This window comes from Lentzea tibetensis, from assembly GCF_007845675.1.
Taxonomy (GTDB): domain Bacteria; phylum Actinomycetota; class Actinomycetes; order Mycobacteriales; family Pseudonocardiaceae; genus Lentzea; species Lentzea tibetensis.
In genome coordinates this window covers 23,157-40,813 of sequence record NZ_VOBR01000001.1, presented here as the reverse complement: position 1 = coordinate 40,813, position 17,657 = coordinate 23,157, and the positions used below count along the sequence as shown (strand labels likewise).

The 17,657-nt window shown below is 67.2% G+C and carries 16 protein-coding genes; 12 read left to right on the top strand and 4 right to left on the bottom strand.

All coding sequences use genetic code 11. The features are described from left to right. Positions 1–4: 4 nt before the first annotated feature. Positions 5–391, bottom strand: a complete 387-nt coding sequence (locus FKR81_RS00180) for a hypothetical protein (RefSeq protein WP_146348810.1) — start codon at positions 389–391, stop codon at positions 5–7. A gap of 495 nt (positions 392–886) precedes the next feature. Beyond that, positions 887–3,709, bottom strand: a complete 2,823-nt coding sequence (locus tag FKR81_RS00175; RefSeq protein ID WP_146348809.1) for an AfsR/SARP family transcriptional regulator — start codon at positions 3,707–3,709, stop codon at positions 887–889. Positions 3,710–3,893: 184 nt separating this feature from the next. On the opposite strand from FKR81_RS00175, the gene FKR81_RS00170 reads away from it, so the two are divergent. The 3 genes from FKR81_RS00170 (at position 3,894) to FKR81_RS44255 (ending at position 6,142) form a co-directional block, all read left to right on the top strand. Further along, on the top strand, positions 3,894–4,196 hold the full coding sequence (locus tag FKR81_RS00170) for a hypothetical protein (protein WP_146348808.1): 303 nt from the start codon (positions 3,894–3,896) through the stop codon (positions 4,194–4,196). A gap of 1,026 nt (positions 4,197–5,222) precedes the next feature. Then, positions 5,223–5,582, top strand: a complete 360-nt coding sequence (locus tag FKR81_RS43180; protein WP_186762660.1) for a hypothetical protein — start codon at positions 5,223–5,225, stop codon at positions 5,580–5,582. A gap of 419 nt (positions 5,583–6,001) precedes the next feature. Continuing rightward, on the top strand, positions 6,002–6,142 hold the full coding sequence (locus FKR81_RS44255; protein WP_222598121.1) for a hypothetical protein: 141 nt from the start codon (positions 6,002–6,004) through the stop codon (positions 6,140–6,142). Between the two features lie 308 nt (positions 6,143–6,450). Here FKR81_RS44255 and FKR81_RS00160 read toward each other — a convergent pair whose 3' ends face one another. Beyond that, the gene (locus FKR81_RS00160; RefSeq protein ID WP_146348806.1) at positions 6,451–7,233 is read right to left on the bottom strand and encodes an NACHT domain-containing protein; all 783 of its coding nucleotides are present in this window, start codon (positions 7,231–7,233) and stop codon (positions 6,451–6,453) included. Positions 7,234–7,443: 210 nt separating this feature from the next. On the opposite strand from FKR81_RS00160, the gene FKR81_RS45920 reads away from it, so the two are divergent. The 7 genes from FKR81_RS45920 to FKR81_RS00125 all read left to right on the top strand — a co-directional run bounded on the left by FKR81_RS45920 (position 7,444) and on the right by FKR81_RS00125 (position 15,248). Further along, positions 7,444–7,731: a DUF1045 domain-containing protein gene (locus FKR81_RS45920; RefSeq protein WP_146348805.1), complete on the top strand. Its 288-nt coding sequence runs from the start codon at positions 7,444–7,446 to the stop codon at positions 7,729–7,731. Between the two features lie 96 nt (positions 7,732–7,827). Next, positions 7,828–8,106, top strand: a complete 279-nt coding sequence (locus FKR81_RS00150) for a hypothetical protein (RefSeq protein WP_146348804.1) — start codon at positions 7,828–7,830, stop codon at positions 8,104–8,106. Further along, positions 8,106–8,480, top strand: a complete 375-nt coding sequence (locus FKR81_RS00145; RefSeq protein WP_146348803.1) for a transposase — start codon at positions 8,106–8,108, stop codon at positions 8,478–8,480. The genes FKR81_RS00150 and FKR81_RS00145 overlap by 1 nt, the downstream gene beginning before the upstream one ends. Before the next feature lie 263 nt (positions 8,481–8,743). Continuing rightward, positions 8,744–10,981, top strand: coding sequence for a putative bifunctional diguanylate cyclase/phosphodiesterase (locus FKR81_RS00140; protein ID WP_146348802.1), 2,238 nt, complete (start codon positions 8,744–8,746; stop codon positions 10,979–10,981). A 237-nt stretch (positions 10,982–11,218) separates the two neighbouring features. Beyond that, the gene (locus tag FKR81_RS00135) at positions 11,219–12,235 is read left to right on the top strand and encodes a monodechloroaminopyrrolnitrin synthase PrnB family protein (protein ID WP_146348801.1); all 1,017 of its coding nucleotides are present in this window, start codon (positions 11,219–11,221) and stop codon (positions 12,233–12,235) included. Then, positions 12,223–13,464, top strand: coding sequence for a flavin-dependent oxidoreductase (locus tag FKR81_RS00130; RefSeq protein ID WP_146348800.1), 1,242 nt, complete (start codon positions 12,223–12,225; stop codon positions 13,462–13,464). Before FKR81_RS00135 ends, FKR81_RS00130 begins: the two co-directional genes overlap by 13 nt. Beyond that, positions 13,461–15,248: a type I polyketide synthase gene (locus tag FKR81_RS00125; RefSeq protein ID WP_146348799.1), complete on the top strand. Its 1,788-nt coding sequence runs from the start codon at positions 13,461–13,463 to the stop codon at positions 15,246–15,248. Before FKR81_RS00130 ends, FKR81_RS00125 begins: the two co-directional genes overlap by 4 nt. A gap of 283 nt (positions 15,249–15,531) precedes the next feature. Here FKR81_RS00125 and FKR81_RS00120 read toward each other — a convergent pair whose 3' ends face one another. Next, positions 15,532–16,155, bottom strand: a complete 624-nt coding sequence (locus FKR81_RS00120; protein ID WP_222598120.1) for an AfsR/SARP family transcriptional regulator — start codon at positions 16,153–16,155, stop codon at positions 15,532–15,534. Positions 16,156–16,300: 145 nt separating this feature from the next. Between FKR81_RS00120 and FKR81_RS00115 the strand changes: the two genes are divergently transcribed. Together FKR81_RS00115 and FKR81_RS43170 are read left to right on the top strand one after the other, a co-directional pair. Continuing rightward, complete coding sequence (locus FKR81_RS00115; protein WP_146348797.1) at positions 16,301–16,744, top strand: hypothetical protein; 444 nt, start codon at positions 16,301–16,303, stop codon at positions 16,742–16,744. Positions 16,745–17,098: 354 nt separating this feature from the next. Further along, complete coding sequence (locus tag FKR81_RS43170) at positions 17,099–17,578, top strand: DUF2599 domain-containing protein (protein WP_186762658.1); 480 nt, start codon at positions 17,099–17,101, stop codon at positions 17,576–17,578. Positions 17,579–17,657 lie beyond the last annotated feature (79 nt).

Genomic DNA, 17,657 nt, shown 5'->3' with positions numbered 1-17,657 from the left:
CTCCTCACCCGTGCCAGGTCCCGTCGATGAACGACTCGGCGGCCTTGGTCGTGCCCCGGAGATCTCCCTCGCGCAACGCCATCACCGGCGGCGTCTCGTCGAGCAGCGGATTCGCGCCAATGAACCACGCGCGTACGACCTGGTCGGGCTCGTTCTTGCTGAGCACGTGCCAGATCCGGTGCGCCGTCTGCAGCCGTTGCAGTGCCGAGTCGCCCGGTACCGGACCATCGGGTTTGGCCCAGCGATACGGCAGCTTCCGGTCGCTCACACCGGCCAGGGTCGCCACCAGCGTGGCGCCGAGGTGAGCGTTGAGCTGCCTGACGATCTCGTGCACGTTGAGCCGGATGGTGACGCTGTGAGCCTCGGACCAGAGCAAGCGGGTGGACGACATCGGGGCTCCTCACCTGCGTGACGCTCAACTGCGACCCAAGGTACCACTCGTCAGGTCATTCAGATACCACCGATTTACCACCCGCTTGCTCTGGCGAACAGGGCGGGAAGCGCCTAAGTGCACTCCTCGAAGTCGCGCCGTACGAGAAGGTGCGGTCCGTCGAGTTCGTCGACTCGATCCCGAAGGCGGCTTCGGGAAGATCCTGCGTGGGCACCCCAGGACCCGGACTTCGGTGGTCAGCGCACTGAGGGTGGCGCGCCCGGCGGCGCCGTACCCGATGAGGACGGTGTGCGCGGTCACGATGACTCTTCATCCCTTGCGTCAGCGGTGGATAGCTGACCTGTAGGTTTCCCCGCCTGGTGGCTGCATAACCGCTGAACGACCAAGCGCCACCTGTCGCTGTGCGTTCCCGGCCTCAGGGGACTGTCGATGCTCGTCGCCGCGCACCGGTTCGCAATGCAGGTCCGGACAGTTGGCGGGCACGTTCGTCCGGACCTACTTGGCTGATTCGGCGGACGGGTGTGGTTGGTCGCCGTCGTCATGCACTTCGAGGTCGTCCAGTTGCCGCTGCAGCCGTGCGGCGTTCTCGTCGCGTCCTTGACTCCGGTACAGCTCCAGCGCCTCGCGCCACACCGCGTGGGCTTGGTCGTGCTGGCCGAGGGCGGCGTGCGGGTGCCCCAGACCGTCGAGAGTCTTGGCGACTTCGTAGGTGTGGCCGAGGTCGCGGTACAGGGAGACGGCCCGCTGATAGTGGTCGATGGCGGTCTCGTGGTGGGCGGCGTGGTAGGCGATGTAGCCCAGACTGTCCCAGGTGGCCGCCTCACCGGTGGGGTCAGGATGGCGGCGGAACAGGGTGAGCGCCGCCTCGCAGTGGCCGCGGGCCTGGTCGTGGTCGCCGAGCCGCGCGGCGTACCAACCCATCTCGTTGAGAGTCCAGGCTTCCCACACGGGGTTGCCGAGTGTGCGGTAAATGCTCAGGGCGTGGGCGGTGTGCTCCAGTGCTTGCCGGTCGTCCCCCCACTGCCCCCATGCCTGCGCGAGCATCCGGTGGATGTCCGCCTGGTCGGTGTGATTGTGGTGTTGTCTTGCCAGGGCGAGGGCCCGGCGCAGGTGGCTGATCGCCTCCTCGCGTCGTCCCAGCTCGGCGTAGGCGTTGCCGAGGAACCGGCTGGCCAGGATGTGGGTATTGGGGTCGTGCAGACGCTCGGCGGCGGCCAGCCCGGCCTGCCAGACGGCAAGCCGGTCGCGGCGGTGTCCTCGGCGGGTATGGAAGACGCCCAGGGTCCAGGCTAGTTGCCATACGGCCTGGTGCCACTCGTGGATGGTGGCGGTGTGCTGGGTGGCCAGCAGACACGAGTGTTCGGCGTCGAACCAGGCCAGGGCCGCCGTGTCATCAGGTAGCGGATGGGGGTGGCAGTCGGGTCCGGGCAAGTCGAACCGCGGGGCGGGGCGGTTTGGGTTCAGGTGTCGGTCGGCGGTGCGGGCGGTGTGCAGGTAGAAGTCGACTACGCGCCGCAGCGCCGCCCCTCGTACGTGGTCGGGCAACCACTTGTGGGCGGTGTCGGAGGCGTAGTGGCGGATCAGGTCGTGCATCGAGTACCGGCCGCACGGGTCCCGCGCCAGCAGCGAGGCCTCCTCCAACCCACGTAGCACTTTCCCGGTCTGTGCCGGGGGCAGGCCGGTGAGGCTCGAGGCGGCGGGCAGCCCGATGTCCGGGCCGGGTGCGATGCCCAGCAGCCCGAACGCCACTTGTTGCTGGGCGGGCAGCGCCCGGTAGGACCAGGAGAGCGCGGTGGGCAGACCGGCGGCGGGGTCGTCGTCCTCCAACGCGCTCACCCCCACGTCACGCAGTTCGGCGGCGAACTCCGCCAACGGCGCACGCGGATGGGCGTGAGCACGGCCGGCGATGATGCCCAACGCCAGGGGAAACCCGCAGCATGACCCGATGAGCTCCCCGACCGCTTCCGGTTCTGCCGCCACCCGCGCCGTCCCCAGCCGCCGGGTCAGCAGGGCGCGGGCGTCGTCGTCGGTGAGCGTGTCGAGGGTCAGGTGGTGGGCGTTGTGCCGGGTGATCAGATCGGTGAGGGTCCGGCGGCTGGTCACCACCACGGTGCAGGAGTCGCCGCCCGGTAGCAGGGGCACGACCTGTTCGGAATTGGCGGCGTTGTCCAGCACGATGAGCATCCGCTTGTGCGCGACCAGGCTGCGCAACAGCCCGGTTTGCGCCTGCGGGTCGACCGGGACGCGGCCGGGTTCCACGCCCAGTGCGTCGAGGAATCCCCGCACGGCGGCCGCCGGTGCCATCGGTTCGCTGTCCGGGCTGAACCCGCGCAGGTCCACGAACAACTGGCCGTCCGGGAACTGGTCGAGGTGACGGTGGGCCCAGGTCAGCGCCAGCCAGGTCTTGCCGATTCCGCCGGCGCCACCGATCGCGGAGATCATCACGGTGCCGTTGTAGTCCAGGATCGACGTCAGCATGGCCAGGTGGCCTTCGCGGCCGGTGAACACCGAGGGCGCCGCAGGTAGCTGGCGTGGCACCACCGCGGAACCAGCGCCAGCTGAGACTCGGGTGGTTGCCACGGGCATCAAGCTGAGCTCGGCGGTGAGGATGCGCTGGTGCAGCTGTTGCAGCTCCGGAGCGGGATCGGTACCCAGTTCCTCGACCAGGTGCTGTCGGGTGCGCTGGTAGTGCGCCAGGGCGTCGGCTCGGCGGCCGATGCGGTACAGCGCCAGCATCAGCTGTCCGGCGACCCGCTCGTCCAACGGGTTCTGATCAGCCAATGTGGACAGTGCAGGGAACAGTCGGGTGTGCTGGCCGCAGCGCAACGCCACGTCGATGTGGTCGAGCTGCGAGGCAACCCGTTCCCTCTCCAGCCCGGCGCGCACGCTGGCCAGCCAGGGGGTGTCCAGGCCGGCGAACGGCTCACCGCGCCACAGTGCCGAAGCCTGTTCGAACAGTCCGAGGGCGTGCTCATCGTCCGTCGCACGGGCTTGGGCGACCAGACGGTGGAATTGGTGCATGTCCACGATGTCCGGATCGGCGCGCAGCAGGTAGCCGTTGGGGCGCCGTTCGATGCCGATACCTCCCGGCGCGAGCAGCAGACGTAGCCGGGACAGGTAGGTGCGAAGCACCTGCCGCCCCCGATGAGGCAGGTCCTGTGACCACACGCGGTCCAGCAGCTGATCCACCGTGACGACTCGGTTGGCCTCCACCACCAGCACCGCGAGGACACAGCGCTGGCGCGCGTGCCCCACCTCGATCCGCCGGCTCTCGATCCGGGCCTCGACATCCCCCAACACTCGAAGCTCCACCGCCATCACACCCCCTCACGCAGCACTCTCCACTTCATAGCGCTTCTGGGCAGGCGATTCCACGAACACGATGCACTCGTTCGACACCGACCGCCAACCCTCGTAACCGCGGCGGCTCATGCCAGGGGCCATGGGGTGACCGGGGCAGGCCGTCGCATCTTGCAGCTAGATCGAGATGTGAGACGGGAGGGTGTTCATGCCGATGCGAAGTAGCGCGACATTGCTGAACGGGCTGGCTGCCGTGGTCGCCGTACTGGTTCTGGGATCGGCGGCGTTGGCGAGTCCCGCTGCGGCCGAATCCAACCACCCCGCCGGCCTGACGGCGGCGGAATCCAGCGCACTGGACGCACGGGTCGAAGCCGAACTGCGAAGGGTGCCCGGCGGGACGCGAGTTGGTCTCAACGAGATCGCCTGGTGGGGCGGCAGGGTGGTCATGACCTTCGGAGTGGCCGGCGGAACGGTCGGCGCGACGGCTACCTCAACGATCTCGTGAACCCTTGGAACTTCGGGGACAAGACCTCGTCATGGGACAACCGAACCAGGGCAAGCGTGCGTGTCGGCACCTTCGGCAGAGATCCTGACCCCAACCTGTGGACAATGCCGCCGTACAGCAAGAGCGCAGATGTGCCGCCATGGGCCAATGACAGGGCCGACTACCTGGTCGCCTCCTGCTGAACTCGACAGGGTGGACGGTCGCTGTGACCGTCCGCCCTCGATGCCGACGTCCCTGTTCGCAACGGTTCTGCAGCACGTTCCTCGGTGGACGGCTACCGGACGCCATTCGGGCTGCAGCCGCAATTCCTCGCCAAAGCCACCAGGGCCGAGGGCATGCCAAGCAGGAGGAGTTGAGCTCCACCAGCAGCTCACGCCGCTCCGCGGTCGGTCAGTCGGACGCTAGCCCCACGCGATGTGTGTTGTGGGTTGGTAGTGGTTCGCGCGCGACGTCGGTGAGGGCGTCGCGGACCTTCGCGACGAGTGCCGCAGCTGGAGAGCACCTCGTTGCGCGAACTGTGGGGCACGAACTCGTGCGGCACGCCGAAGTCCCGCGATGGAGTGGTGATTCCGTTGTCGCGCAACAGTCTCGCCACGGCGTCCACGGCGTCCACGGCGTCCACGCGCCGACCGCGTCGTCGAGCATTGACGCGACGAGCACTGACAGACAATGAACGGGCCGCGCACCTGGACTATGCGCGGCCCGTTGCTCGTCTCGCTGGTGCTGGTCCGATCCAGAAAGGAACCCTTGGTGTCGATGGGTTTCTGGTTGGCACCAGGACGGACAGCACCACGAAGGTCTCATCGCGAACGGACAGCCTCGTCCGCGATGATCTTCAGGTTGGAAGCACCCACTGGAGCCGCCGGCCGGTCCGTGCGATGTCTGTCCAGTTATCCGGTGTACTGGTGGATCCAGGTGTAGAACATCGTCAAGTCAACGGCGATCGACGGCTGGGCGCCGCGGACGCTGCCACCCAGGTCGTGCGGCCAGACCAGCTCGTAAGTCACCTGTAGCTTCCGCAGCAAGGTGAGTGAGCATTTCTGCTTCTCTGAGCGCTGCTTGAACATCTGCTCAAGCAGCGCGGGTCTTGAGCGTCTGTCCAAGTGGGTGGTAGCTGGCAGCGAGGTTGTCTTGGAGTTCGGCGTGTCGGAACTGGTAGATCGGGCCGACAGCGCGAAGCAGACCAAGGCGATGGGCGTCGTCCAAGAACGACATCAACGCGCGTGGTGGCGAACCAGCCCGTGCCAACTGATGGGTGGCAATCAGGTACGCCATCCAAGCGTGGTGTTCTCCAGCCGCAAGCCCAAACGTGATCCCTACCGCAAGCGCACTGGTGATCCCGACTGCAATGCCGAACGCGAAGTTGTCGGGGGAGTCCGGCCGTGAGCCCGGTCGCAAGTCCGGCCATGAGTCCGCCCGTCAGCCCGATCGTGGCGACCCGCGTCAGGTTGAGGGTGCGGTCGGCTCGCCAGCTGGTCAGCGGTGTATTGGCCTGTCCTTTCGGAGTCGGGGTCTCAGCCCACGCCGTGAACGCTGACGCGAATTCATACGCCAGCCCGACCGCATGTCCGGCTGCAAGTCCGGCCGCGAGCCCGGAGTGCGGGCCCGACTGTGAACCCGACCGCGAGCGCCATCGCTAGCCCGACCACGAGCGAGGCGGCGAGCGCGCGGGCGCTCGCCCGCACCAACCCACGGGCCAGTCCAGGCAGTCGCCCTCGTACGCGGAGATCAGCAAAGCCCGGCGACTCCTGTGACCAAGACCGTGCCGCGAACCCGACCGCGTCGTTGGAGGGCAGGTGGGTCAGGTGGTGCGCAAGAAAGCCAATCCGCCGTACCTGGGCGGAATCATGGTGGCCGTAAGGCCGGAACGGGGCGGCGGGGTCATTGCTAGGCGGCCGGGTGTCGACGAGGGCTCCAATGAGCTGGTCGAACAGGTGGGCACGTAGTGAGCCGCGTTGGCGAACCTATCGGGGTCGCGCAGGGCTGCCGGGTCTGCGGCCGGGGTGATGTAGACGGCGCGTAGTAGCCACAACCCGAGCGGGGTGGCGGCGACCTCTGCCAGCGCGGCGCCGGGGCCGCCTGGGAGTGCCGGTGCAGTGCGCAGGTGGGTGAGGATTTGCTCCCACGCTGGCCTCGAACGGGGAGGCAGACAGCGGTCCAGGTAGCCGGCGGCCGCTATGGGGTTCAGCGGCTCGGGCTCGATGACCACGGCCGAGGTAAGCACGTCTCCTGCTAATCGACGGCACGACAGAAGTCAGCGGTGCGGCTGGTCACGATGAACTGGTCCGCACCGCTCACGGACCGGTTGAGCGCACTGATGACCGCGGCCTGTGCGGGAAGGGGGTTCGTCCAGACCGTCCAGCACAGGCAGGATCTGTCCGCGAGTCGCCAGGACAGCAAGCGCCTCGGAGCCTAGACCTGTGGCGCGCAGTGCTGGGTAGTCCTGGGCCAGCCGGACGGTCAGCCAGTCATGCAGAAGAGGGAAGGCGCCAGTATCCCGGCCAGCCACCGAAAGTAGCACCGGGACCGGCTCATCCCGCTCTCCGTGGCGGGTAGCCAGCAATTCGAGCAGCAACTGCACGGCCAGAGTGGTCTTTCCGGTGCCAGGTCCGCCCAGGATGACCAGGCGGGGACGACGCATCGTGCGGAACTGGCTGGCCAGGGTGGCGATGTCACCGCTGGAGGCGGTCAGCAGCGAGGCGGGGGTGAGGTTGGCGGGGTGGTCCACCACCTCCCGCCGGGTCAGCCGCCATTGCACCGGGATCGGGTCAGGATCATCCAGCGACCTAACAACCGCCTCCGTACGCCATTGCTGGTCAACTATCCCGGCCAGCACGTCGTTGACCTTCGCCACATCTTGCGTGGTCGCTGCTGCAAGGGAGGTAGATCGGCGGGACCACAGCCACAACGGCACCGCCAGCGTCGGGATCACCAGCGCCACCGATACGAGTTGAGCGACATTCGCCGCAGTTCGCAAGCCGCTCGTGCTCCGTAGCGCGAGCGCGATCACCGCGAGCGCTGTGGTCAGTGCCAGCATCCCGGCCCACAACACGGCCCCGTGTCGCCAGGATCTGTCACCCCTTGCCATGACTAACCACTCTCACAACGTGGGTGTCGTCGCGCAGGCATTGAGCCGTTACGCCACGCAGGCGAGTAAGTGATCAAGTAGCAGGGTCTGTCTCATGATCGGTGTTTCGACGTTGTTGATCAGTAGGTTTCGGCTCCCGGCCAGCGATCACCGAACGTGATGGCGAAGGCGTTGATCGCGGGCTTCCAGCGCATCGTCCATCGGGCACGGCCTGTGCCGGTGGGGTCCATGCTGCGAGTCACAAGATGCAGGCATTTCATCGCAGCCTGCTCGGTCGGGCAATGCCCGCGCCCGGATCGCCCGGTGATAGCGGGCGTTGAGCGATTCGATCGCGTTCGTACCGACGCGGGTCGGGTGGAGTGCCGCCGGGCGCGGGCGCAGACGTTGACCCGCAATGATCAGGTGGCGTTGGAGGCGACCGCGAACAGCGCGCGATCGTGGCGTTGATCGGGCCTCAGGTGGCGCGGGTGGTGGTGTCGAATCCGATGAAGACCCGCGCGATCGCTGAGGCGAAGGTGAAGACCGACAAGGTCGACGCGGACCTTGGCGCAGCTGCTGGTGGCGGATTTCCTGCCGCCGGTGTGGCTTCCCGACGAGCGGACCCGCATGCTGCGCCGCCAGGTGGTGCGCAGGCGCCCGCCGGTGTCGGATCTGTTCGGGCGGACCGGGCGGACCTGGTTGGCGCATTTGGACCTTCCCGCCGACGAGCAGCAGGCGGTGGGTGCTTTGTTGCGACAGTTGGACTTCCACGGTGAGGAGTTGGGGCTCGTCGACGGCGAGCTCGCTCGTGAGGCGTTGGGTGATCGGTCGCGCGACGGTTGATGACCATTCCCGGGGGCGATGTCACCGTCGCGCTGTCGGTGATCGCCGCGGTCGGGGACGTCGACCGGTGCGCCTCGGCTGAGAAGCTCATCGCCTATCTTGGTTTGCACCCCAAGATCCGTCAGTCCGGCGGCCAGCCCGCGGTCCACTCCCGGATCACCAACGCGGGCAACGCGCACACCCGCGGCATGCTCGTCGACGCCGCCTGGGGCGTCGCGAACGTCTCCGGCACGCTCAGGATGTGGATGCGCTCGTTCCCCGAGAAACCGTTGGTGTCATTGCCGTCCACTTCGATCTGCACATCGACGAACTGGACAGAAGCAGATCGCCCGGAGGGTCCGCGGCCCTCTCCTGGGGACTGGGGCGTCGACTGACGGTGCGGCCGCTTCTGGATGGTCGAGAGGGCAAGAGTTGATCCTGCCGATAGGTTGCCTAACAAACTACTTGGGGGCGTGCGTCCCCGAAGCCCGGTTGTAGCATGACCCATTTGGACGATGCCGCAAGGTGATCGCTCGGACGTAATCTCCACGGACCGTGCGCGACGGCTGCGGCAGACGGGTGACGGGGATGGTGTGCATTGCGCGGACATGATCTTCCGTACGACGCAGCGGTCGCACGGAGCGCTGCGCGCAACCCCGTGAACTGGATCAGCGAGTTCTCGCTGTTGGGGTTCACGCGCGGCGGCATTGTCGGCGTGCGGGATGTGTCGTGGCTCGCGAGGAGCTGGGCTGACGCACTGGCGGCCACCGGTTGCACGACGGTGTGCGGCGTCGAGTTCGAGCCGACGCTCCGCAAGCTCGTGGACGATCTTCACGCGGCGCTGTGGGCCGAAGTGTTCAGCGTGAGTCCCGCCTACGAGGTCGGTCGCTTCCTGGCCGAGCACAACGTGGGCACCACGTCGGCGCTCGAGACAACGGTGAGCCTGCTCGGGCGGCTGCTTCCGATGCTTCCGGCCGGAGGATCGGGTTTCGCACTCTCCGTGCAGGACCATGACCACGTCAACGGCGTCGCGCTCGACGTTGAAGTGGCGACGCGCGTCGACCTGTTGCAAGGTGCGATCGCCGCGGGCTACGTGTCGCGCTCACACAGCGAATCGAACGGATCTGGGCACTCTCGCCCGACTGATGCCGAGGTCGACGTATCGGGCGGACTGTACGAGAAGTGGTTCCGCTCGGTCTTTCGCTCGGCCGGGATCGGCATGTCCATCGCGTCACTGGACGGGAAATTCGTCGAGGTCAATCAGGCGGCCGCCGACCTCCTCGGTTACACCGTCGACGAGCTCTGCTCGCTGAGCTGGGCAGAATTGCTCGACGACAACACGGCGTCATCCTCTATCGCCGCTTATCGAGCACTGCTCGAAGGCGACGTCAGGTACATCCGGATGGAGCAGCAGTACCGACGCAAGGACGGCGCTCTGATTTGGACGAATCTGACGGCTTCTCTCATTCGCGACGACGCGGGTGCGCCAATCCTGACCGTTGCGATGGTGGAGGACATCACCGAAGCGCGGCTCCTCCGGGAAGAGCTTCGCCACCAGGCGTCTCATGATCCGCTCACCGGTCTGCCCAACCGGACGCTCTTCTTCGACCGGCTGTCGGAGGTGCTGCGCCGCAGTGACGGCCTGCCAGACGCTCACGTCGGGGTGTGCTATCTCGACCTGGACAGGTTCAAGACCGTGAACGACACCCTTGGTCACTCCGTCGGGGACGAGGTGCTGGTCGCGGTGGCCGATCGACTGCGGGCCGAGGTCGGCGGTGCCGGCACGACGATCGCGAGGATGGGCGGTGACGAGTTCGTCATCCTGGTCGAAGGTGTCGCCGGGGTTGGTCCGGTCGCCGTGGCCAACTCGGCGCTGGAGGCGCTGGCGTCGCCCGTGAACGTCGGTGAGAACAGTTTCTCGGTGTCCGCGAGCATCGGCGTTGTCGAACGACCGAGCGCGGGCTGCACGCCACAGGACTTGATGGCGGCCGCCGACATGACCCTCTACTGGGCGAAGTCGGACGGGGGAGGCAAGTACGAGGTCTTCGATCCGGAGCGGAGCGCCAGGGAGGCCGCCAGGATCGAACTGGCCGCGGATCTGCCGGAAGCCTTGCGGCGCGCCGAGTTCAGGCTCGAGTACCAACCGCTGGTCGACCTTCGGGACAGCCGCCTGCTCGGTGTAGAAGCACTGGTGCGATGGCACCACCCCCGGCTGGGGCTGGTGCCACCCGGTGACTTCATCAGTCTCGCGGAGGAGACCGGGGCCATCGTGCAACTGGGGCTCTGGGTGCTCGCGGAGGCGTGTGCGCAGGCAGCGGCCTGGGCCGAGCAGTTCCCGGACGCCGGAAACGGGAGCGGATTGTTCGTGAGCGTCAACCTCGCGGCGCGGCAAATTCGCGACTCGGCCCTCGTCGACGATGTCGAGGCGGTACTCGAACGAACGTGTCTGTCGGCGTCTCTGTTGCAGCTCGAGTTGACCGAGAACGAGATCATGGACACTGCGGGAAAACCGCTCCGGGTGCTCGAGGAGCTGGCCGAGTTGGGTATCAAAATCGCAATCGACGATTTCGGAACCGGCTACTCGAACCTTTCCTATCTCAGATGTCTGCCCGTGACTTCCATCAAGGTGGATAAATCGTTCGTTGACGGACTGGGTGGCGCTGAGGGGCTCGAGGAGACGCTGATCCAGGAAAAGATCTTCGGTACGATCGTGTCGCTCGCTCACGCGTTGAACCTGATGGTCACCGCCGAGGGGGTCGAGACCGAGGTGCAGGCCGCCAACGTGCGCAGACTGGGCTGCGACGCAGGGCAGGGCTGGCTCTTCAGCAGGCCGTGCGCTGCCGAGAGGATCACTCAGTTGCTGGCCGCGCAGACGAGCTTTTTCCCCGTTGGGTAAGACGCCAAACGTCATATCACCGGTACTTCGCACGGTCGTTCGTGGTATTTTGGGGCTGTCATGCGCTGTCATATACCCCTCCGGCGATCTTGGGGAGAACTGTGAGCGACTGAGGTGAGACCGCCATTGCCCTTGGTGGGTCGAACGCTCGACGAGTATGTTCGGCTACTGGACCCTATTGGCTTCGACTCCTGCCTTCCTGTGGTGTGGGAAGCGAATTCCGTCGACGACGTTTCAATGCTGATATCCGTGCTCCGAAACGCGCTGCCCTCAATCGAAGAAGTCGCCACCGCGTCATTGCCCGATTTGCTCGCGATGATGCGCGATCTCGGTATCCTGCTGGGCTCGGTGAAGCGGCACGGCGTTGAGCCCGTGGCCGTGGCGCCCGAGCTGGAGGAAGTGCTCCCGCTCATCGCTCGACGCAGTGGGATGGTGATCCCGCGGGACACGATCTATCACTACGTCCTGTGGAACCCGGTAGGGCCGAGAGAGCGCCTGTACACCGGGCTGCCCATGGAGCGGATGCTCATGTCCGCCGTGCGGGTCGCTTTGCCGATGCTGAGCACGGCCGTCGACGTGTGCACCTCGCTCGACGACGCCACTCCCGGCGAGCTCGCCTTCGCGACGTCCGTGAACGAGCTGGCGACGTTGGTCGGCACGATGAGGGACTCGATGGACCTGGTCATCGCGAACGTCGGTCCCGAGTTCTTCGCGCGCACGATGCGGCCCTATTTTCAAGACATCCGCGTCGGCGACGACACCTGGCTCGGCCCGGCCGCGGCACACGTGCCGGTCGCCCTGATCGACCTGCGGGTGTGGGCGAGCGACCACGCTGACGACTGCTACCTGGACTTCGTCGACCATTCCGCGTGGTACGCCCTGGAACGGTGGCGGCCGCTGTACCGCGACTGGCAGCGGGGCCCATCGCTCGTGTCGCGCGTTGTCGAAGCGCTCGAACGGCATCCGCGGCAGGACGTCCCGTACGTGATCAACGCCAGCGCCGAGGCGCTGTGCCGGACCATGCGGGCGCTGACCGTGTTCCGGGGCAAGCACCTGTCGATCGCGCGTGAGGCCTATGCCCCGGACACCGGACTCTACGAGCTCGGCAGCGGTGGCGGCAGTGTGGCACTCCTCGAGAACGTCATGAACCAAGCCAGGGACATGGCGACCCTGGTCCGGCTCAACACGAGCGGTACGCGGCGCCGACGAACCGGAAAGCCTCCACGAGGAGGGAAACCCTCATGCGAGTTCTGATCGTCGGTGCCGGGATCGGCGGCCTCACGACCGCGTTGAGCCTGCACCGCACGGGGGTCCATGACGTCGTCGTCCTCGAAGCCGCCGCGCGCATCGCACCGCTCGGGGTCGGGGTGAACATCCTGCCCAACGCGACACGGGTGCTCGATGAGCTCGGCATCCTCGAGCCGTTGCTGGCCAAGGCAACGCGAACCGGCGAACTCCGCTACTACAACTGTCGCGGCGACCTCATCTGGCGTGAGCCCCGCGGCCTGGCCGCCGGATACCGCTGGCCGCAGCTGTCGGTGCATCGCGTTGATCTGCAGGCCGAGCTGCTCGCCGCGGTACGGGAGCGACTGGGCGAGCGCGTGGTGGTGACCGGTGCGTTGGTCACTGGTGTCGCCGTCGGCGAACACGGTTCCAGCGTGGAGGTGGAGCACGCCGACGACGGGTGCGTCGTCGTGTCGGGCGACGTCGTGATCGGCGCGGACGGCATCGACTCGGCGGTCCGCGCGGTGCTGTACCCGGACGAAGGTGCCGCGCCGGGCAACGGTGTGGTCATGTGGCGCGGCACGTCATGGGTGCCGCCGTTCCTCGACGGCACCACGATGATCGTCAGCGGTGACGACTCGCGGCGGATCGTGCTCTACCCGATCCGCCGGGCGGACACGGGGAACGTGATGGTCAACTGGGTGTGCGCACAGCCCGCACCCGACGGGGTCGTACCGCGATCCGGACGGACCGGCGACCTGGCGCGATTCCGCGAGTCGTTCGACGCGTGGCGGATGAACTGGCTCGACATCCCCGGCATCATCGCCGCCGCGGACGAGATGCACGAGTATCCGATGCTCGACCGGGACCCGTTGCCGCGCTGGACGTTCGGGCGCGTCACACTCCTCGGTGACGCGGCGCACGCCATGTATCCGATGGGCTCCAACGGAGCAACACAAGCCATTGTGGACGCACATGCCCTGGCGCACGCGCTGGCAGGGCACGACCACGTCGAAGACGGACTGCGCGCCTACGAGGCCGAACGCCGGCCGGTGACCACGCGGCTGCAGATCAGCAATCGCGGCATGGGGCCCGAATCGGTGATCACCATCGCCCACCAGCGGGCGCCGCACGGGTTCGCCGACATCAGTGAAGTCTTCACGCCGGACGAGCTGGCCGCGATCTCCGCTCAGTACGCTCGCACGGGTCGGTTCGACGTCGACTCGGTGAACCGAGTCGACGTGGGACGGTGTTCATGAACACCGCGGGGGCTGGTGTGCGCCGGTGGGGCAGGTCCGACGGACGAGACGCGATCGCCGTGGTCGGCATGGCGTGCAGGCTTCCCGGTGCGGACAGCGCAGAACAGCTCTGGAGCCTGCTGCGCGAGGGTGTGGACGCCACCGGTGACACGCCCGTCGAACGCTATGACGCGAAGGCGATGCACACGCCGCTTCCCAGGCGCGGCAAGGTGACCAGCCTGCGATCCGGCTACCTGACGCTGATCGATCACTTCGACGCCGAATTCTTCGGGATGTCCGAGAACGAGGCGCGCGACCTCGATCCCCAGCAGCGGCTGTTGCTCATGTCCGCCTGGGAAGCGCTGGAGGACGCGGGGCTGCCTCCGTCCGCCGTCGCGGGCAGCCGAGCCGGCGTGTACGTCGGCGCCTTGCACGTGGACTACTGGACCCTTGTCGCGCGGCGCGGATTGGAAGCGATCACCCCAGCCGCGATCTACAACCACCTCTCGATCCTGTCCGGCAGGCTGTCCTACGCCTTCGACCTCCGCGGCCCGAGCATCACGCTGGACACAGCGTGCTCATCGTCCCTGGTCGCCGTGCACCTGGCGTGTCAGAGCCTGCGCGCCGGTGAGACCGGCCTCGCGCTGGCGGCCGGCGTCAACCTCAAGCTGGTCCCCGACATCGACGTGATGATCTCCCAGCTGCGGATGTTCGCCCCGGACGGCCGGTGCAAGTTCGGCGACGCCTCCGCGGACGGTTTCGCACCCTCCGACGGCGTCGGCGTGGTGGTGCTGAAGCGCCTCGACGACGCGCTCGCCGCAGGCGACCGGGTGCGGGGCGTCATCCTGGGCAGTGCGGTCAGCAACGACGGTGCGAGCAGCGGCTCGTTGCTCACACCATCGGTCGAGGGACATGTGCAGATGCTGCGCTGGGCGTACGAGAACGCCGGTGTCGCGCCCGGCGACGTGGACTTCGTCGAGGCACACGGCACCGGCACGCCGATGATCGACCCGATCGAGTTCGCAGGGCTCGGCGAGGTGCTCGGCGAACACCGCCCCACCGACCGGCCGTTGTACGTGGGATCGGTCAAGTCGAACGTCGGGCACACCCAGGGCGCCGCCGGGATCGCCGCGCTCATCAAGACGCTGCTCTGCCTGGAACACCGTGAAGTCGTGCCGAGCCTGCACTTCGACAACCCGAACCCGAAGGTGGCGTGGGATCAGCTGCCGGTTCGGGTGCCGACCGAGGTGCACCCGATCGCCGACCGGGGCAGGCTCGCGCTCGCGGGCATCAGCGGCCAGGGCATCTCGTCGGTCAACGCCCACCTCGTCGTCGGTGAGGCCGACCCCGCGTGGCGCGCGCCCGAGCGCACCGCGGCCGAAGCGGACGCATACCCGTTCGTCGTGTCCGCTCGGGACCCGAACGCACTCGACGACCTCGTGCGCCGCTACCTCGACCACCTCGCGCCGGAAGGCATCGGTCACGGCACGCCGTTGCGGGACCTGTGCTTCAGCGCGGCGGTGCGCAGGGAGCACCACCCGTGTCGTCTCGCGGTCACCGCATCGTCGGTCGACGACCTGGGTGACGCGCTGCGTCGGTATCTGAACGGGGAGGTGACACCGGCGCGTCCGCGGTTCGCCGCGATCGTGGAGGAGTACCTCGGCGGAGGTGCGCCGGACTGGGGCAGCCTGTTCCCGGCGTCCGCGCGTTGGGTTCCTCTGCCGCGCTATCCATGGCAGACCCGCGCGTACTGGCTCGACGACGCCGGGGGTAGGCAGTCCGATGTGGACAGCGCCTTCGGGTAGACGGGGTGGTCGACCGAGCCCGGTTGGCCGAACCGCGGGTCGACTCGGCGAACTCGACCGTGATCGCCGACTAGCTTGAGTTTTATCCTGTTCGGCGGGGTCTCGGGTTGCTGGACTTCTTTTCTTGCTGTGGCGGGGTTTCTCCCAGGGGCGGCGCAGATCTGTCGCGAGGCCACGGGCGAGCCGCAGGACCTGCGGCAGTTGCAACACGCCAGGGACGATTCGCGGACGGTGGCGAGCCGGTTCAGCTGACCGGTCGCCGGGGCCGTCTCCTGCCGCCGCCTCACCGAGCTGCGTTCGCCACGCTGATCGCTGGCCCCGGTTGCCCAGCCGATGGGGTTCGGACCCTCGACCAGCGCGCTGAGGTCGGCCGCCTCGTGTCCGATCCCGCCCCGCCCATCGGTATCGGCCGTTGCCCGGTCTGCGGTAGCGAACTCAGCGAGCCGGTACCCAGAAGCACAACTCGCATCCGGCCGCGCACGGTGGCCAGCCAGGGCGTGTCCAGGCCGGCGAACGGCTCACCACGCCACAGAGCCAATGCCTGCTCGAACAACTCGAGGGCGTGCTCACCGTCCGCGGCACGAGCGTCGGCGACCACACGGCGAAACAAGTGCAAATCCACGCTGTCCGGATCTGCGACCAGTATGTAGCCGTTGGAGCGGCGCTCGATCCCCACCCCTGCTGGCGAGAACAGCCGACGCAGCCGGGACAGGTATGAGCGCAGTGCTTGCCGGCCTCGTTGCGGCGGCTCCTGCGACCACACGCGCTCCAGCAGCTGGTCCACCGTGACCGCCCGGTTGGCGTCCACCACCAGCACCACGAGGACACAGCGCTGGCGCGCGTGGCCCACCTCCATCCGCCGGCCCTCCATCCAGGCCTCGACATCCCCCAAGACTCGAAGCTCCATCGCCATCACACCCCTCGGCCGAACTGCTCAGCCCCCTCTGTCTCCTGCATAGCGGGTCTGGGCTGGCGATTCCACGAAACCGATGCGTTCGTTCGACGGGGAGCGTCCACGCTGACCAGCGGGCCAAGCCAAGGAGGACTGAAGGATGCCCGCAGCAACGACTACGTGGGTCGTCGTCATCGCAGGAGCGCTCGGTGCCGTTGGTTGCGGCGGCGACCAGGCCGGGCCCGGCGCGCCCAGTGACCCCAAGGAAACCGTGAGCGCGTTCGCGCAACGGCTTGCTAGGCAGGACACCACTGGGGCGTGCGAGCTCATGACTCCTGAAGGGCAGCAAGCCTTCGCACGGAACACCGGCACGTCCAGCTGCGCCTCGGCGGCCAACAAGATCATGACGAAGTCGAGTGTTCGGCGCGAGCCTGACTGGAAGTCCGACGGATCTGACCTCACCGTCAGCGGGCAGACCGCGAGTTATGACGGCTACTGCAATCGCTCTCCGTTGCACAACATCCGACTGACGCTGCAGGAGATGAACAACGGCTGGTTGATCATCGACTACGACGACCAGATCGGCTACGTGTGCGGCGGCTGACAGCTGATCTGCCACCACACCCATGCTCGTACCTAGTGAGGAAATGTGACTCGAAAGCGCATCTTCGCGCGATTTGCCCTGGTTGTGGCGTCCACGGCGGCGCTGACCCTCGCGGCCGTCCTACCGGCCAGCGCCGCGACCAGTCACGAGGTCGTCCGCCACGCCGGCGGTGCGGCTGCGGGTGAGGTGTGGTTCAACTCCGGCTATCACGCTGGACACGCCCACCACCCGCAGCACGGTTTCAACTCGTTCACGGTCAAGGATCGGTTCTGCGGTGATGGTTGGGGGATGGGTGTCCAGTGGTGGACCGGCGACCGGGGGTGGTTGTGGAAGGCCACCCAGGACTGCGAACCAGTGGAGGTCACCCACGAGACGGGCCAGGCAACCGACACCCTCTTCGAGTTCAGATGGCGCCCGTTCATGTGGGCGGTGGACGGCCTGCACGATGCGGAATACGGCGCGTGGCAGTACGACTGGATGGGGTCGAACTCGACTGGTGCAACCGACTGGTACTTCGGCCGAACGAGCGTCTACAACGACATGCTGTCGGCGACCCGGCACACCTTCACCGCCAGCATGTGGCCAACTCAATACGCCAGGACAGTTGGCGGCGGAGCGATGGAGGAGATGTGGCGCAAGCTCATCGAACGGACACCGCTGCCGCCATCGCTGGACGGCAATCAGCTGGAGTCGCTGCGAAAACAGCTCTGGTGCCACGCTCAATACGCGAGGACTCCACAGCTCGGCGGCCCCACCTGGGACATCGAGGCTTCGCGGCCGAACATCTCGTGGGACGCCGTCCGGAACGTCGCGGCCCACAAGTGCAACTGGTGAACCTGCTTGACTGCCAGTAGGCATCCGGCCTCGGTCGGGGTTGTGACCCACCGGCCGGTTGGGAAGCCGCACGGTTCAC

Coding starts and splice junctions, on each gene's coding strand:
- FKR81_RS00180 (WP_146348810.1), bottom strand. CDS start 391: ATGTCGTCCACCCGCTTGCTCTGGTCCGAGGCTCACAGCGTCACCATC.
- FKR81_RS00175 (WP_146348809.1), bottom strand. CDS start 3,709: ATGGCGGTGGAGCTTCGAGTGTTGGGGGATGTCGAGGCCCGGATCGAG.
- FKR81_RS00160 (WP_146348806.1), bottom strand. CDS start 7,233: ATGCTGGCACTGACCACAGCGCTCGCGGTGATCGCGCTCGCGCTACGG.
- FKR81_RS45920 (WP_146348805.1), top strand. CDS start 7,444: ATGGCGAAGGCGTTGATCGCGGGCTTCCAGCGCATCGTCCATCGGGCA.
- FKR81_RS00145 (WP_146348803.1), top strand. CDS start 8,106: ATGACCATTCCCGGGGGCGATGTCACCGTCGCGCTGTCGGTGATCGCC.
- FKR81_RS00135 (WP_146348801.1), top strand. CDS start 11,219: ATGCTGATATCCGTGCTCCGAAACGCGCTGCCCTCAATCGAAGAAGTC.
- FKR81_RS00130 (WP_146348800.1), top strand. CDS start 12,223: ATGCGAGTTCTGATCGTCGGTGCCGGGATCGGCGGCCTCACGACCGCG.
- FKR81_RS00125 (WP_146348799.1), top strand. CDS start 13,461: ATGAACACCGCGGGGGCTGGTGTGCGCCGGTGGGGCAGGTCCGACGGA.
- FKR81_RS00120 (WP_222598120.1), bottom strand. CDS start 16,155: ATGGAGCTTCGAGTCTTGGGGGATGTCGAGGCCTGGATGGAGGGCCGG.
- FKR81_RS00115 (WP_146348797.1), top strand. CDS start 16,301: ATGCCCGCAGCAACGACTACGTGGGTCGTCGTCATCGCAGGAGCGCTC.